Source organism: Candidatus Solirubrobacter pratensis (assembly GCF_000425945.1).
Classification (GTDB): Bacteria; Actinomycetota; Thermoleophilia; order Solirubrobacterales; family Solirubrobacteraceae; genus Solirubrobacter; species Solirubrobacter pratensis.
The window spans coordinates 292582-307035 of sequence record NZ_KE384480.1; the positions used below are offsets into that span (position 1 = coordinate 292582).

At 73.5% G+C, this 14454-nt stretch carries 15 protein-coding genes; 8 read left to right on the top strand and 7 right to left on the bottom strand.

Features of this window, described 5'->3' with window-relative positions; genetic code table 11:
- Positions 1-53 precede the first annotated feature (53 nt).
- The 4 genes from H958_RS40440 to H958_RS0125960 all read left to right on the top strand — a co-directional run bounded on the left by H958_RS40440 (position 54) and on the right by H958_RS0125960 (position 3113).
- Positions 54-692, top strand: a complete 639-nt coding sequence (locus H958_RS40440) for a GntR family transcriptional regulator (protein ID WP_051324828.1) — start codon at positions 54-56, stop codon at positions 690-692.
- A complete protein-coding gene (locus H958_RS0125950) occupies positions 689-1804 on the top strand; it encodes a cobalamin-independent methionine synthase II family protein (RefSeq protein WP_028060774.1) in 1116 nt (371 codons plus the stop codon). Before H958_RS40440 ends, H958_RS0125950 begins: the two co-directional genes overlap by 4 nt.
- A 119-nt stretch (positions 1805-1923) precedes the next feature.
- On the top strand, positions 1924-2238 hold the full coding sequence (locus H958_RS0125955; RefSeq protein WP_028060775.1) for a PadR family transcriptional regulator: 315 nt from the start codon (positions 1924-1926) through the stop codon (positions 2236-2238).
- The gene (locus H958_RS0125960; protein WP_028060776.1) at positions 2235-3113 is read left to right on the top strand and encodes an HAAS signaling domain-containing protein; all 879 of its coding nucleotides are present in this window, start codon (positions 2235-2237) and stop codon (positions 3111-3113) included. The genes H958_RS0125955 and H958_RS0125960 overlap by 4 nt, the downstream gene beginning before the upstream one ends.
- On the opposite strand, the gene H958_RS0125965 is transcribed toward H958_RS0125960, so the two are convergent.
- Together H958_RS0125965 and H958_RS0125970 are read right to left on the bottom strand one after the other, a co-directional pair.
- Positions 3084-4709, bottom strand: coding sequence for a helix-hairpin-helix domain-containing protein (locus H958_RS0125965; RefSeq protein ID WP_028060777.1), 1626 nt, complete (start codon positions 4707-4709; stop codon positions 3084-3086). The genes H958_RS0125960 and H958_RS0125965 overlap by 30 nt on opposite strands.
- Before the next feature lie 60 nt (positions 4710-4769).
- Complete coding sequence (locus tag H958_RS0125970; RefSeq protein ID WP_051324829.1) at positions 4770-6248, bottom strand: sialidase family protein; 1479 nt, start codon at positions 6246-6248, stop codon at positions 4770-4772.
- Positions 6249-7161: 913 nt separating this feature from the next.
- Between H958_RS0125970 and H958_RS0125975 the strand changes: the two genes are divergently transcribed.
- A complete protein-coding gene (locus tag H958_RS0125975; RefSeq protein WP_028060779.1) occupies positions 7162-8136 on the top strand; it encodes a VOC family protein in 975 nt (324 codons plus the stop codon).
- Here the strand turns inward: H958_RS0125975 and H958_RS0125980 are convergent.
- On the bottom strand, positions 8133-9083 hold the full coding sequence (locus H958_RS0125980) for an LLM class F420-dependent oxidoreductase (RefSeq protein ID WP_028060780.1): 951 nt from the start codon (positions 9081-9083) through the stop codon (positions 8133-8135). The two genes, H958_RS0125975 and H958_RS0125980, sit on opposite strands and share 4 nt — an antisense overlap.
- Before the next feature lie 31 nt (positions 9084-9114).
- On the opposite strand from H958_RS0125980, the gene H958_RS0125990 reads away from it, so the two are divergent.
- Positions 9115-9729: a UdgX family uracil-DNA binding protein gene (locus H958_RS0125990; RefSeq protein WP_037411466.1), complete on the top strand. Its 615-nt coding sequence runs from the start codon at positions 9115-9117 to the stop codon at positions 9727-9729.
- A 14-nt stretch (positions 9730-9743) separates the two neighbouring features.
- On the opposite strand, the gene H958_RS0125995 is transcribed toward H958_RS0125990, so the two are convergent.
- Positions 9744-10169 (bottom strand): hypothetical protein, encoded by a 426-nt coding sequence (locus H958_RS0125995; RefSeq protein WP_028060782.1) that lies wholly within the window; start codon positions 10167-10169, stop codon positions 9744-9746.
- Between the two features lie 176 nt (positions 10170-10345).
- Positions 10346-10546 (bottom strand): DUF2188 domain-containing protein, encoded by a 201-nt coding sequence (locus H958_RS46835; protein WP_156028283.1) that lies wholly within the window; start codon positions 10544-10546, stop codon positions 10346-10348.
- 211 nt (positions 10547-10757) lie between these two features.
- Between H958_RS46835 and H958_RS0126005 the strand changes: the two genes are divergently transcribed.
- Positions 10758-10961 (top strand): cold-shock protein, encoded by a 204-nt coding sequence (locus H958_RS0126005; protein WP_028060783.1) that lies wholly within the window; start codon positions 10758-10760, stop codon positions 10959-10961.
- 18 nt (positions 10962-10979) lie between these two features.
- The gene (locus H958_RS46840) at positions 10980-11150 is read left to right on the top strand and encodes a hypothetical protein (protein WP_156028284.1); all 171 of its coding nucleotides are present in this window, start codon (positions 10980-10982) and stop codon (positions 11148-11150) included.
- A gap of 6 nt (positions 11151-11156) precedes the next feature.
- Here H958_RS46840 and H958_RS0126015 read toward each other — a convergent pair whose 3' ends face one another.
- Both H958_RS0126015 and H958_RS0126020 read right to left on the bottom strand, forming a co-directional pair.
- On the bottom strand, positions 11157-11456 hold the full coding sequence (locus tag H958_RS0126015) for a DUF4242 domain-containing protein (protein WP_028060784.1): 300 nt from the start codon (positions 11454-11456) through the stop codon (positions 11157-11159).
- Between the two features lie 24 nt (positions 11457-11480).
- Entirely contained in the window at positions 11481-14408 is a 2928-nt protein-coding gene (locus H958_RS0126020; RefSeq protein ID WP_028060785.1) for an ATP-binding protein, read from the bottom strand.
- Positions 14409-14454: the final 46 nt, after the last annotated feature.

Consider the following 14454-nt stretch of genomic DNA (forward strand, 5'->3'; position numbering starts at 1 on the left):
CTCGGCCTCCAGGAATTTGCACATTCCTGGTGCGGATGTCAATACTTCCGCGCATGACGCTCACCGCGCCGCGCACCGTCGCCGGGCATGTCGCCGCGCGCCTGCGGGCGGAGATCGTCGCCGGGGAGCGGGAGCCCGGCAGCAAGCTGCGCCAGGTGGAGATCGCGCGGCGCTACGGCGTCAGCACGACGCCGGTGCGCGAGGCGCTCGCGACGCTCCAGCGCGAAGGGCTGGTCCGGCTGCACCCGCAGCGCGGCGCGGTCGTCTTCCTGCCCAGCGTGGAGGACCTGCGCGAGCATTACGAGATCCGCGCGGCGCTGGAGGCGCTGGCCGCCGCCAAGACCGCCGAGCGGTTCGACCCGGCGTGGGCGCCACCGCTGGAGTCGATGCTCGACGAGATGCGCACGGGGCCGGCCGCCGCCCGCTACATCGCGCTCAACCAGCGCTTCCACACGACCTTGTACGAGCACTGCGGCCGCCGCCGGCTGGTGGAGATGATCGCCGGGCTGCGCGACGCCTCGAGCGCCTACCTGCACATCTACCGCGCCGCCGCCGACTTCCCCGTCGAGCGGTTGGACGCCGAGCACCGCGAGATCCTCTCCGCCTGTCTCGCGCGCGAGCCCGAGCGCGCGGCGGCGGCCACCCGCATGCACCTGACCAACACCGTCGAGCACGTCTCCTCGCGCCTGTGAGCCGCGTCCTCACCACCCACGTCGGGAGCCTCCCGCGGCCCGACGACCTGATCCGCACGATGTTCGCCAAGCAGGAGGGCGTGCCGGTCGATCCGATCGCGCTCGAGGCGCGCACGCGCCAGGCGGTCGCCGAGGTCGTCCGCAAGCAGGTCGAGGCCGGGGTGGATGTCGTCAGCGACGGCGAGATGAGCAAGCCGAGCTACGTGACCTACATCTCCGACCGGCTGGAGGGCTTCGGCGGCACCAGCCAGCCGCTGACCTACGCCGACCTCGTCGACTTCCCGAACCTGCAGCGCAAGGTCTTCGGCGATCCGGGGCGCTCGCGCCGCCGCACGCCGGCGTGCGACGGCCCGATCTCGGTCCGCGACCCCGGGGCGGTGGTCGCCGACACCGCGCACCTCGCCGCGGCGCTGCGGGACGTCGAGGTCGAGGGCGCGTTCATGAACGCCGCCTCGCCCGGCGTCATCGCGCTGTTCTTCCGCAACGACCACTACGCGACGCGCGAGGAGTACGTGTACGCGATCGCCGACGCGATGCGCGTCGAGTACGAGGCGATCGCGGCCGCCGGCTTGATGCTGCAGATCGACTGCCCGGACCTCGGCATGGGCCGCCACATCCAGTTCGCCGACCGCTCGCTCGAGCAGTTCCGCGACGAGGCGCGCCTGAACGTCGAGGCCCTCAACCACGCGACCGCGAACATCGCCCCGGAGCGGATGCGCATGCACGTGTGCTGGGGCAACTACGAGGGCCCGCACCATTGCGACGTACCGTTCGCCGACATCGTCGACCTCGTTTTCCAGGCGCGCCCGCACGCGATCGCGTTCGAGGCCGCCAACCCGCGCCACGCGCACGAGTGGAAGCTGTTCGAGGACGTGGCGCTGCCCGACGGCAAGGTCCTGATCCCCGGCGTGATCGAGTCCAAGAGCAACTTCATCGAGCATCCCGAGCTGATCGCCCAGCGGATCCGCCGCTACACGGACCTGGTCGGGCGCGAGCGCGTCCAGGCCGGCAGCGACTGCGGCTACGGCACCTGGGTCGGCCAGGCGGCGGTCGACCCGGACGTCGTCTGGGCCAAGCTCGCCGCGCTGCGCGAGGGCGCGGAGCTGGCGTAGCCGTCCGTCACCGCCTCGCGCGGGGGGTGCATCGTCAGCGGCGCGAAGACGCAGACGAGGGCCGCTCCTGCGGCTTGCCGCGCTTGGCTATGCCTAGGCTGCCGATGTATAGTCGCGGCATGCGTGCCGATCTCCTCAGGGGCCACCTCGACGGGCTGCTGCTTGCCGTGCTGGCCGGCGCGCCGGGTCACGGCTATGAGCTCGGCCGGCGGCTGGCGCAGCGCAGCGGCGGAGAGCTCGGCGTCCCTGAGGGCTCGCTGTACCCCGCGCTGCACCGGCTGGAGCGCGGAGGGCTCGTGGAGAGCTCGTGGGGCAGCGGCGATGGACGCCGCCGGCGGATCTACCGGTTGACGCCCGCCGGCCGCCGGGCGGTGGAGGCGTCGCGCCAGGAGTGGCGGGTGTTCTCGTGCGCCGTCGACCGGGTGCTCGGATGACGGCCGAGCGCTACCTGGACGAGCTCGGCGCGGCGCTGCGCGTGCGCGGCGCGGCCCGGCGGCGGTTCCTGCGCGAGTGCCGCGATCACCTCGCCGACGGCATGGCCGAGCGTGGGGAGGAGGAAGCCGTGCGCGCCTTCGGGCCGCCGGCGGAGATCGCCGCGGCGTTCGACGCCGAGGTCGCCGCCCGCCGCGGCGTGCGGGCGACGTTCGCCACCGTCGCCGGCGTGCTGGCGACCGGCGGCTCGACACTCGCGCTGATCCACGCCTCGTCGCCCGGCGCCGTGGCGCCCGCGGCGTGGGCGATCGCCTTCTTCGTCGCCGCGCAGGTCGCCGGCGTGGCCGCGGCGCTCGCGCTCGTGCAGGCGCTCGTCCTGCGCCGCTCGGCGATGCCCCCGGCGGACGCGATGCTGCTCGCCCGCCGCAACGGCTGCGCGCTCGTGGCCGCCGGCGTGACGATGTTCTCCGCGGGCGCCGCCGTCCCTGGCAGCGGCTCCGCGCCGCTGATCCTCGCCGGCCCGGCGCTCGTCTGCGTCGCGCTCGTCCGCGTGCTGCGCGCGCGGTCGTTCGCCCGCCGGCTGGACGGCTCGGGCGCCCACGCCGTCCGTCCGCCGCTCGAAGATCTCGCACGGCTCGTCTCACTGCCCATCCCGGCCCTCGGCGCAGCCCAGCTGCTCCTGGTCACGACCTGCGCCGCCGCGGCCGCGGCGTTCCTGCGCGACCGGGCGGAGCACGCCGCGGCCGGGCAGGCGCTGGTGACGGCCGGCATCGAGGCGGCGGCGATCGTCGCGTGCTTCATCGTGCTGGGCCGCGCGCTGGGCATCCGGCCCGGTCGCCGCGGCGGCTCAGCGGGCCGGTTGCCGGGGCTCGAGTAGCGCCTGCAGCGGTCCCGTGTTCACGACGTCCGCGCGCGTCGCCCAGCCGCGGCGGGCCGTGTGCACGGAGAGCGTCATGTTGCCGAGGCCGCGGATGGAGTGCGCGTCGGTCGAGCAGACGATCGGCACGCCGGCCCGGAGCGCGTCGCGGACGTGCTCGCCGCTGAGGTCGAGCCGGTCCGGGAGGCCGTTGACCTCGAGCGCGACGCCCTCCTCGAGCGCGACGCCGAACACGCGCTCGAGGTCGAGCGCGTTCTCGGGCCGGCGGTCGATCAGCCGGCCCTTCGGGTGGCTGAGGCAGCGGACGGAGGGATTCCGCAGCGCCTCCTCCACCCGCTTGGTCATCTCCTCCCGCGGCATCCGCTGGCCGCCGTGCACGCTCGCCTGCACCCAATCGAGCTCGGCGAGGACGTCGTCGGGGAGATCGAGCCGGCCGTCCGGCAGGATGTCGCACTCGATCCCGCGCAGGATCCGGAACGGCGCCAGCCGCTCGTTCGCCGCCGCGATCTCCTCGGCCTGGCGGCGCACGTCGTCCGGGGTGAGCCCGCGGACGGCGCCGACCGCCGGTGTGTGGTCGCAGATCGCGACGTAGTCGTAGCCCCGGTCGCGGGCGGCGCGCCCCATCTCCTCGACGGTGAACCTGCCGTCCGACCACGTCGTGTGGCAGTGGAGGTCGCCGCGGATGTCGTCCAGCTCGACGAGGGCTGCAGGCTCGCCGCGGTACGGGCGCTCGCGCAGCTCCGGCGCGACCCACGGCACGCCGAGCGCCCGGTAGACGGCCGCCTCGTCGGGCGCCTCGGGCAGCGGCTCGAGCGCCGCGACGTACGCGGGCGAGCCGGTCGCGCGCACGAGCGCGGTGCCGAAGCGCCCGGGCTCGGCGGCGACGAGCTCGACCGGCACGCCCTCGACCGTCACGCCGAGCGCCCGCCGCTCTTCCCGCTCGATCACCGCGACGATCTGCGGCAGCTCCGCGAAGCGCGCCAGCACCGGGGACGGATCGGCGGCCGCGCAGACGACCGCGAGCCGCTCGCATGCGTCGCGCCACCGCCGCACGTCGCCGGCCGGCTCGCCGCCGAGGGCGAGCGCGATCCCTCCGACGAGCTCGCGCGCACGGTTCAGCAGCAGCCGGCGCGGCGGGCGCGGCCCGGCCTCGCGGGCGAGCGCGTCGAGCAGCCGCGCCTCGGTCTTCGGCCCGACTCCGGGCACCGACCGCAGCCGGCCGGCGGCCGCCGCCGCCCGCAGCTCCTCGGGCGTGCGGATGCCGAGCGCCCGGGCGATCTCGACCGAGCGCTTAGCGGTCAGGCCGAGGAAGCGGCCGAGGCCGACGAGCCCGGGCGCCAGCTCATGCTCGAGCTGGGCCAGCTCGGCGATCTCGCCCGTCTCGACCAGCTCGCGCAGCCGCGTCTCGATCCCCGGGCCGATCCCGCGCAGCTCGCGGACCCGTCCGGCCCGCACGAGGGCGTCGACGGGGACGAGCGCGCCGCGGATCGTCTCCGCCGCGCGGCGGTAGGCGCGCGGCATGTACGGGTTCGCGTCGGCGAGCTCGAGCAGCGACGCGAACGCGTCCAGGCGATCGGCGATCCGCGCGTTGTCCACGCGAGACAGTCTGCCCGGGCGCGGCCGCCGCGGCCGGGGAGGCCGCGGCGGCTGCCGGCGTCACTGCGCCGTGCGATGGAACACGTCTGTCCGGTTGACGGTGTTGCCGTCGTTGGCGCCGACCCACGTCGGGTGGAACGTCGTGCCGAAGTGATCCAGGCCGGAGTAGTCGCCGACGAAGTAACCCCCCGCGTCGGGCGCGGTGCGCATGTCGAACGAGGCGCTCGTCAGTCGGCTCTCGTCCGGGAACGTCTGCCCGCCGTCGTGTGAGTGGGTCACCCAGACGTCGGTCGACAGCACGCCGTCGCCGGGCCGGTCGTTGCGGAAGTCGTAGTACGAGACGGCGACGCGGCCCTGGGAGTCGACGTCGACCATCGCGTTGAAGGCGTCGACGCCGCGCGGCGCGTGGTCGGCCACGACCGGCGCGCTCCAGGTGAGGCCGCCGTCGGTCGAGCGCGACAGCAGGATGTCGTTGTGGTCGAGGTCATTGAACCTCGCGTCCATCCAGACGGCGTAGAGGTTGCCGCGCGTCGACGGATTCGAGCTGCGGTCGACCGCCCAGTCGGGAATGATGTCGCCCGTGCGGATCGCGTGCCCGGTGTCGGCGTCGGTCACGTCGTCGACGAGCAGCCGGTCGACCACGATCTCGCGCGACCAGGTCACGCCCTTGTCCGGCGAGCGGACCAGCGCGACGTCGTAGCCGCGCGTGCCGTGGCGGTTGGTGGCGGCGTGGATGAGGTCGAAGCCGTTGATCAGCGTGCCGTCGGGGAGGACGTCGACCTGGTTGCCGATCGTCTGCGTCAGCGAGCCGTGCTCCTTGTAGATCGGGCGAGCGGGCTCCCATGACTCGCCGCCGTTCGTCGAGCGCGCGAACCACGCGGTCGAGGCGAAGCTGGCGGAGTTCTCGTACGCCTTCTGCGACGACGACTCGCTCGGCGACACGATCCGCTGCCAGGTCGCGTACACGAGCGACGAGTCGAACGGATCCGCGGTCAGCGTCTCCTTGTCGTTGAAGTTGTTGCCGACGGCGCGGGGATTGTCGAAGCGCAGCACCCGCGGCGTGCTCCAGGTCGCGCCTCCGGTGTCGGAGTACGCGGCGAGGATCGCGTTGCGGGCGGTCGAGTTGTCGAAGCCGATCGTGATGGCGTGCAGCCGGCCGTTCGGGCTGAACGACAGCCACGGGTCGGTCGCGCGCTCATAGTCGCCCGCCTCGCCGAGCCCGGCGCCGCCCGCGCAGCGCGAGAACCGCGGAGCGCTGTGGCTCCACGTGACGCCGCCGTCGGACGAGTAGCCGGCGAGATTCCCGTGCGAGCCGCCGTCCGACCAGCGATCCTGCTGCCAGAACGCCACGACGTTGGCGGAATTCGTCGGGTTGACCGCCACGTGCGTCTCCACCTCGGCGTTCTGGAACACGACGCTCCCCGGCGCCGCCTCACCAGGCCCGCCGCAGCCCGGAGCGAACGGGCTCAAGCCCGACGCAGTGGTGAGCGGGCCGAGCGTGAACGGCCCCGCGTGCGCCGGCGACGCGCAGACGGCCAAGCCAAGGCCTGCCGCTGCCACAACCAAGAATCTCCTCATGGACTCCTCCGACCTCCGGGCCTCCGTGCCCGACGCTGTACGGCGCCGCATCCGACGCGCTCCGTTCCTGCTCAATGCGGAGATCTACCGGCGTCCGAGCACGCGGGCAAGGGCCTTGTCCACGGATGTGGACAGAAATCCGATGCGCGCAAGAACGCTGACACCAATGTGGCGGGGTCCAACGCTTGCTTGCATTTCGTGCCGGTGCGCCGCGAGCAACCATCGCCGCGCACGAGCCCACGTCACCCGCGGACCCTGCGGGCGCGCGGCGGGATCGGCGAGCTGCGCTGGTGAGGAGCGCGGGTCTATCGGGCGCGGCGGCCTGACGGTCAGGCTCGATCAGCGGTGCGGTCTTCTCGCGCACGAGCGATCACCGTCGCGCACGAGTCCCGGGTGGTGCCCTACGAACCTTCGAACTATTCGAAGTTTCGTCGCGCACCCCTCGCCACGCCCGCCCGAATCGATCCCGCGGCCTGGCAAACCGCGCACGCAACCTGACCCACTCCCTTACCAACGCCGTTCGCCGGCCCGAGAACCCGCGACGCGGAGACCACCGCGGGCAACGGACCCGACCTCGGCGGCGCGCCCGCGGCCGCGGCGCGCGACGGACGCCACCCCGGCGGCACGCGCGGACGCGCCGCGACCGCCCTCACCCCGCCGGCGACGCTCGGGCCGGTCAGGTCGAGCGGGGAGAGGGGCGCGCGAAGCTCCGCAGCAGCCAAGTCTGAGGCGGCGGTTCCGGTGCCCCGACGACCCGCGGCCGCTCCCGGCCCGTCGCCGCCGGGCACCCGTCGTGTTCGCCAAGCGCACAGATGTGCGCCCGGTTCCGGCGCCTGGTACGTTCGGAACCGATCCCTTCCGAGGAGGAGAACCGATGCCGAACCCGGGCACCATCGTAGGCACGCACCATCTGACGTTCTGCGTCGGCGGCGCGCAGGAGGACTACGACTTCCACGTGCGCACGCTGGGGCTCAAGAGCGTCAAGAAGACGGTGCTGTTCGACGGCGAGATCCCGATCTACCACCTCTACTACGGCAACCGCGTCGGCGACGCGAGCACGATCCTGACGGCCTTCCCGTACCGCCAGGCCGGCTGGATGGGCAAGCGCGGGACCAACCAGCTGCGCACGCTCAACCTGGCCGTGCCGAAGGAGGCGATCGGCTTCTGGGCCGACCGGCTGCAGGCGGCCGGCATCGAGCGCACCGAGGTCGAGCGGTTCAGGACGCAGCGCCTGGAGTTCGCGCACCCGTGCGGGATCCCGTACGCGATCGTGGGGGAGACCGACCCGGACCCCCGCGAGCCCTACGCCGGCTCCGATGTGCCGGTCGAGCACGCGATCCGCGGCGCGTTCGGGACCACGACGTCCGTGCGCGAGCCCGAGCCGATGGACTTCTTCCTGCGCGAGGGCATGAACGCCGAGCACGTGAGCTCCGAGGGCCCGCACCACCAGTACCGGATCGGCACCGCCGACGGCCACGGCCGCATCATCGAGCTCGTCGAGGAGCCCGACCGCCCGCAGGGGACGTGGAGCTTCGGTGAGGGCACGATCCACCACCAGGCTTTCGACGTCTCCACGCCGGAGAACCAGCTGCGCGTCAAGGACTACATCGTCGGCCTCGGCTTCACCGACGTCTCCGACGTCAAGGACCGCGGCTACTTCTTCTCCGTCTATTGCCGCACGCCAGGCGGCGCCCTGTTCGAGTTCGCCTATTCGACCGAGGCCGGCTTCCTGATCGACGAGGCCGAGGACGAGCTCGGGACGCACATGTGCATCCCGCCGCACTGGGAGGACCGGCGCGCGGAGATCGCGCAGCTGGAGCCGATCGAGACGATCGAGACGGTCGTCTAGGACAATCGGGGGAGCACCTCGCGGGAGAAGGTCTCGAAGAACGCCTCGTCGCCGCCGCCGATCTGCTGGACGTAGAGCTCGTCGAAGCCTGCGTCCTGGAACTGCTTCAGCGCGGCGACGTGGCGCTCGATGTCGGGGCCGCACGGGACGGACTCCGCGATGACGTCCTCGGTAACGAGCTCCGAGGCCTGCTCGAAGTGGGCCGGCGTGGGGAGGACCTGCGGCAGCTCGCCGCCGACCGCCTCGTTCGGCCACAGGCGGTGCGCGCGGGCGCGGCACTCGGCCTCGTCGGCGCCCCAGCAGACCTTCGTCCCCGCCTGCGCCGGCTTGCCCTCGCCGCCGGCGGCGTGGAAGCGCGCGAGCGCGTCGGCGTCGGGCATCGTGGAGACGTAGCCGTCGCCGATGCGGCCGGCGAGCGCGATCGACTTCGGGCCGAAGCCGGAGACGAGGATCGGCGGCGGCGCGTCCGGCAGCGTGTAGATGCGCGCGTTCTCGACCGTGTAGTGGCGGCCGTGGTGCTCGTACATGCCGCCCTCCCAGAGTCCGCGGATCACCTCGACCGCCTCCTCGAGCATCTCCAGGCGCACGTCGGCGGATGGCCAGCGGTCGCCGAGGATGTGCTCGTTGAGCGCCTCGCCGCTGCCCACGCCGAGCGCGAAGCGGCCCTCGAGCAACACGGCCGAGGTCGCCGCCGCCTGCGCGATCACGGCCGGGTGGATGCGGACCGTGGGGCACGTCACGGCGGTGGTCACGGGCAGGTCGGTCGCCTCGGCGAGCGCGCCGATCGTCGACCACACGAACGGGCTCTGCCCTTGGGCGTCGATCCACGGGTGGTAGTGGTCGGAGATCCACAGCCCGTGGAACCCGGCCTGCTCGGCGAGCCGCGCCTGGCGGACGAGCTCGAGGGGACCGTGCTCCTCGCTGGAGAGGAAGTAGCCGATGCGCATGCGCGCGGGATACCCGGGTAGGCAGGAAAGCATGGAGCCCGCGCCTGTACCGGAGAAGCCGTCGCTGCCGAAGCTGCGCGAAGCCGTGCAGGAGTGCCGTGCGTGCGAGCTCTATAAGGGCACGACGCAGGCGGTGCTCGGCGAGGGTCCCACACGCGCGCGGGCGATGCTGGTCGGCGAGCAGCCGGGCGATCGCGAGGACATCGAGGGGCATCCGTTCGTCGGGCCGGCGGGCGCGATGCTGGACCGCGGCCTGCGCGAGGCGGGCATCGAGCGCTCCGATGTGTACCTGACCAACGTCGTCAAGCACTTCCGCTTCCGCGCGCGCGGCAAGCGCCGGATCCACCAGCGGCCCGAGCGCGAGCACGTGCAGGCCTGCCGGCCCTGGCTCGACGCCGAACTGGCCGTCGTCCGCCCGCGCGTGCTCGTCTGCCTCGGCGCGGTCGCCGCCCAGGGCCTGCTGGGCAGCAAGGTGCGCGTGACGCGGGACCGCGGCGTGCCGCTGGACTCAGACCTCGCCGATGTCGTGATGGTCACCGTGCACCCGTCCTCGATCCTGCGCGCGGGCGACGATCGCGCCGCGGCCTATGAGGCGTTCCTGCAGGACCTGCGGGCCGTCGCCGGCGCCCTCACCACGCCGGCCTGACGCAGCGGTGTCAGTCAGGCTGCGTAGCGCTCGGGCAGCGGTAGGCCCGGGCGCTCGTCGTCCCACGCCATCGAGCTCATCCTCCAGCCGCCGGGCGTGCGCACGAACTGGGTCGAGACGACGCCGCGCGCCGCGAAGTCCACGCCGTCCAGCGTCCCGCCCTTGGCATACGTGCTCAGCCGGTGCGCGACCGTGCCGAAGACCTCGGTGATGTGCGCGAGCTCGATCTCCTCGAACGCGGTCAGCGCGCCGGACTCGACGAGCGCGCGACGGGGCGCGATGAACTCGTCCACGCTCGCGATCTCCGGCGCGCGGATCAGCCGGCCGCCCGGGATGAACAGCTCGCGGATCGCGTCGTAGTCCGGCCGCCGGCCCGGCGCGAACGAGACGGCACGGAAGAAGGCGGCCGTGAGGGTCGCCGGCTCTGCTTCGGGGCTCATGCTGAAGATGACGCCGGGACGTCCGGTCCGCTTCCGCACGCACGCGGCGAGGTTCGCTTCCGGTGCGCAAGGTGGGGGCGCTCTGCACGCAGGCGTTCCTGCCAAGCTCGCGAAGCTGACCTACGGCTCGGTTGACGTGTGGGGCGACGCGGAGACGGCGCGCAAGGCGCCCGTCGCTAGCGCCTGCGGTGCGAGTGGGACATCGTGCGCGAGTACCGATCGCGCACGATGAGCTCCGCTTCGGGCTCTCGCTCGAGCACCGATCGGGCGGCGCGCACGGCGGCGTCCGCGGTCGCGTGCGAGGAGAGCGGCGTGTCGCGGCGGTCGCTCATCACGACCCACTCCGCCCGCTGGGGGCGAACTTCCAGAACGGTCATCGACGAGCGATGATGGCACCCGCAAACTGGACGGTGTTGCCATTGCGTCACCAACGTGACGAAGAAGCAGACGGCGCTCGTCCGGATCGATCCGCTACAGTTCGGCGGAACCGCGGCGGGCAGCCAGCCCGTCGAAAGCAGTGCCCGCGTTCGTAGTAGTTGCCACCGCACCTCCGCGTATCGCCCGCACATATCTCCCGGGAGGGAACCGATGGCAACTGGAACCGTGAAGTGGTTCAGCGACGACAAGGGCTTCGGGTTCATCACGCCCGACGACCAGGGCAAGGACCTGTTCGTGCACCACAGCGGCATCGCCGGCAGCGGCTTCAAGACGCTCGCCGAGGGCGCGAAGGTCAGCTACGACGCGACGGAAGGGCCCAAGGGCCCCAACGCCGCAAACGTCCAGGCGATCTAGCCGGAGGTCGGGGCACTTATGGCGTCCAACGCCAAGAAGAAGACCACCTTCGCGAAGCTCAACCGCGAGAACGCGTTACGCGAGCGCCGGCTGCAAAAGCAGGCCAAGAAGGACGCGCGCAAGGCCGAGGCCGCCGCGCAGCGTGCGGACGCGCCGGCCGAGCCGGTCGTCGGCGCCGACGAGGACTGACGGCGCTCAGCCTGCCGCGGGCTTGACGCCCGCGGCGTAATCAGCGAGCCGGCCGGCGAGCTCGGGGGCGGCAGGACCGACCTCGATCACCTCGTCGGCGGGCACGTTGGCCCGCCTGGCCGCCGCCACGATCGCCTCCGCCGACGGCGCCTCGTAGAGGCAGTAGGTCTTGCGCCGGTCCGCGCTGAGGAACGAGAAGAGCCAGCGGACGCCCTCGTCGGCGTTGATCTCGTCGATCAGCCGAACGTCCTCTCCGGACAGGTCGACGTCCTCGGGAAATGTTCGCTCGATGACATACAGCGGCATGATCGATCGATCGTACCCCCGCGGCTACGCCTCGACCAGCCCGTGCCGGTGCGCGTAGGTCGCGGCCTGGGTGCGGTTCGCGCAGCCGGTCTTGCGCAGGATGCTGCGGACGTGGTTGGCGGCCGTGTGCTCGCTGATCGACAGCGTGCCGCCGATCTCGCGGTTGCTGAGCCCGCGCGCGACGAGCGCGAGGATCTGGACCTCGCGCGAGGACAGGCCATCGGGCAGCGTCGCCGCCCAGGCGGGGGCGCCGAGCGCGCGGACGCGCGTGAGCAGGGCGGGCAGCCCGGCCGTCTCGGCGAGCGCCGCGGCGCGGCCCACCAGCGCCTCGGCGCCGCCGCGGTCGCCGCGCGCGAGCCGCGCCCGCGCGTGCTGTTGGTACGTATGCGCCAACCATGTGACCATGCCGGTGCGGCGGTTGAGCTCGGTCGCGCGCTCGAAGTGCGTCTCGGCGCGTTCCCACTCGCCGAGCGTCGTCGCGAGCATCCCGAGGTAGCGGTCGGCGGCGCCGTAGCAGGACACCAGGTGGCCGATCATCACCGTCGCGCCGCTGTGCGGCTCGAGCTCCGGGTAGACGAGCGCGGCGATCGTCTCGTCGCCCAGCGCCGCCGCGGCGTCGGTGAGGTAGGTGAGCGAGGCGACCCAGATCGAGTCGCGCAGCGGGTCCAGCCCATCGGCGGCGACGCGCGCGAGCTCGCGCCGCGCCTCGCCTTCCATGCCCAGCTCGGCGAGCACGGCGACGAGCCCCGGCCGCCACGCGCGGCCCTGCGCCGCAAGCAGCCGCAGCGCGGGCGCGAGCTCCTCCAGGCGCCCCTGCTCGCGCCGGATGCCGAACATCTGGATGCCGTAGACGCCGGAGGCGTCGCGCCCGGTCAGCAGCCGGCTCCACTCGTGCGAGCGGCGCGCGTGCGCGTCGGCCTGCCCCAGGCGACCGTCGCCGAGGGCGATCGCGGACGCGTAGTGCTCGGCGACGTGGATGACGAACGGCTGGGCGGTCCGCTCGGCGATCGCGCTGAGCGCCGCCACCTCGCGCCGCGCGGCCTCGAGGTCGCCGAGCGCCACGTAGGTCGGCACGCGCCACGCCATCGCCTCGGCGCGGATCTCGGTGTCGGCGAGCTCTTCGCCGATCCCGGCGGCCTCGTCGAGCATCGCGAGAATCCGGTCGAGCGGGTTGAGCCCGCGCGACCAGTAGGCGCGCATCAGCACCGTCGCAAGGCCGGCGCGGTCGCCCAGGCGCCGTGCCATGCCGGCGGCGCTGTGGCGCACCACCTCCCCGCGCTCGTGGTCGCCGCGGAAGTCCAGTGCCCGGGCCAGCCCGGCGAGCAGCCGCACGCGCAGCTCCGAGCTCGTCTCGCCGAGCCCGGCGGCGGCCTCCTCCAGCAGCTCGACGGCGCGGGGGTCGGGGATGCCCGGGCGCCAGCACGCGTCCTCGTAGCCGATGGCGGCGCGCGCGAGCAGGTCGGTGTCGCCCAGCTCGCGGGCGATCTCGGCCGTGGAGCGGAACGCCTCCTGCGCGTCGGGCGCCTTGCCGGCGCGGTGGCCGGCGGTGCCGAGCTCGAGCAGGACCTCGGCGCGGCGGCGTGGGCTCTCGATCCGCAGGTCCAGCGCGGTGCGCAGCCGCGCGATCGCCTCGTCGAACGCCAGCGCGCCGGTCGCCGCCCGGGCGGCGTGAACGTTGTACTCGACGCCGCGCTCAGGGCCTGCGAGCGGCGCGGCGGCAGCGAAGTGGTGCGCGAGGTCCGCGATCGCGCGGCGCGAGCGCTCCTCGGCGCGCTCCAGCGCCTCGCCGACGAGCAGGTGCAGCTCGGCGCGGCGGATCCCGGTGAGCCGGTCGTACAGGGCGCGTCGCACGAGCTCGTGCGTGAAGCGGTAGGCGAGCGTGCGTGATTGGAGCTCCTCGAGCATCCCGCTGTGCACCGCTTCGTCGAGCGCCGGCAGCAGGTCGGCGTCCGGGACGCCCGCGCGGCGGATCACGTCGAGCTGGAACTCCGCGCCGGCCACGGCGGCCAGCTCGAGCAGCTGAGTCGTCGCCGGCGCGAGCCGCGCGAGCCGCTGGCTGACGACCTCGCGCACGCTCTCCGGTGTGCCGAGGTCCGTCGGCGAGCGCGTCAGCCGCAGCTCGCCGCCGTCGAGCTCGACCGCGCCGGTCTCGGCGAGCGCGCGCCACAGCTCGCAGACGAGGAACGGGTTGCCGCCGGTCAGGTCGAAGATCGCGCGGGCCAGCTCAGGCGGTCCGGCGGTGCCGGCGGCGCGGCGGATGAACTCGGTCACCTCGTCTCCGGTGAGCCCGTCAAGCCGCATCCGGACGACCCCGTCGGTGCGGCGCAGGTCGGCGAGGATCTCGGCGAGCGCGAACGGCACGTCGGACTCGGCGTCGCGGAATGTGGCGAGCAGGAGCATGGGCGCCTCCGGCCTCGCCCGCGCGAGATAGCGGAGCAGCAGCAGCGTGGGCGCGTCGGCCCAGTGCCCGTCCTCGAGCACGAGCAGGAGCGGGCGCGCGAGTCCGGTCAGGAGGTGCCCGACCGCGGTGTGGAGCCGGTGGCGCTCGGTGTCCGGGTCGGCGTGCACCGGCGGCGGGAGCTCGCCGACGCGCACCTGCAGGTCGGGCAACAGCCGGATCAGGTCGCCGCTGCCGCCGAGCGCGGTGCGCAGCTGCTCGGGGTCCGTCGCGCGGACGAGCTGGTCGAGCGCCTCGACGAACGCCCCGTAGGGCGTGCGGACGACCCCGTCGCAGGAGCCCGAGAGCACGAGCACGCCCTGGGCGGCCGCCTCCGCGGCCAGCTCGCGCACCAGCCGGCTCTTGCCTGAGCCCGGCTCACCGCCGAGCAGCGCGACGCGGCGGCCGTCGCCATCTCCGCGCGGGAGCAGGCTGCGGAGCAACGCCAGCTCGGTGGCCCGGCCGACGAACGGGAACGCGGGGGTCAAGCGGAGCGAGCCGGGGACGTCATGCATCGCGGGGAAGGGGAGGGGCGATGATCAGATCTGACTATCCCAGGTC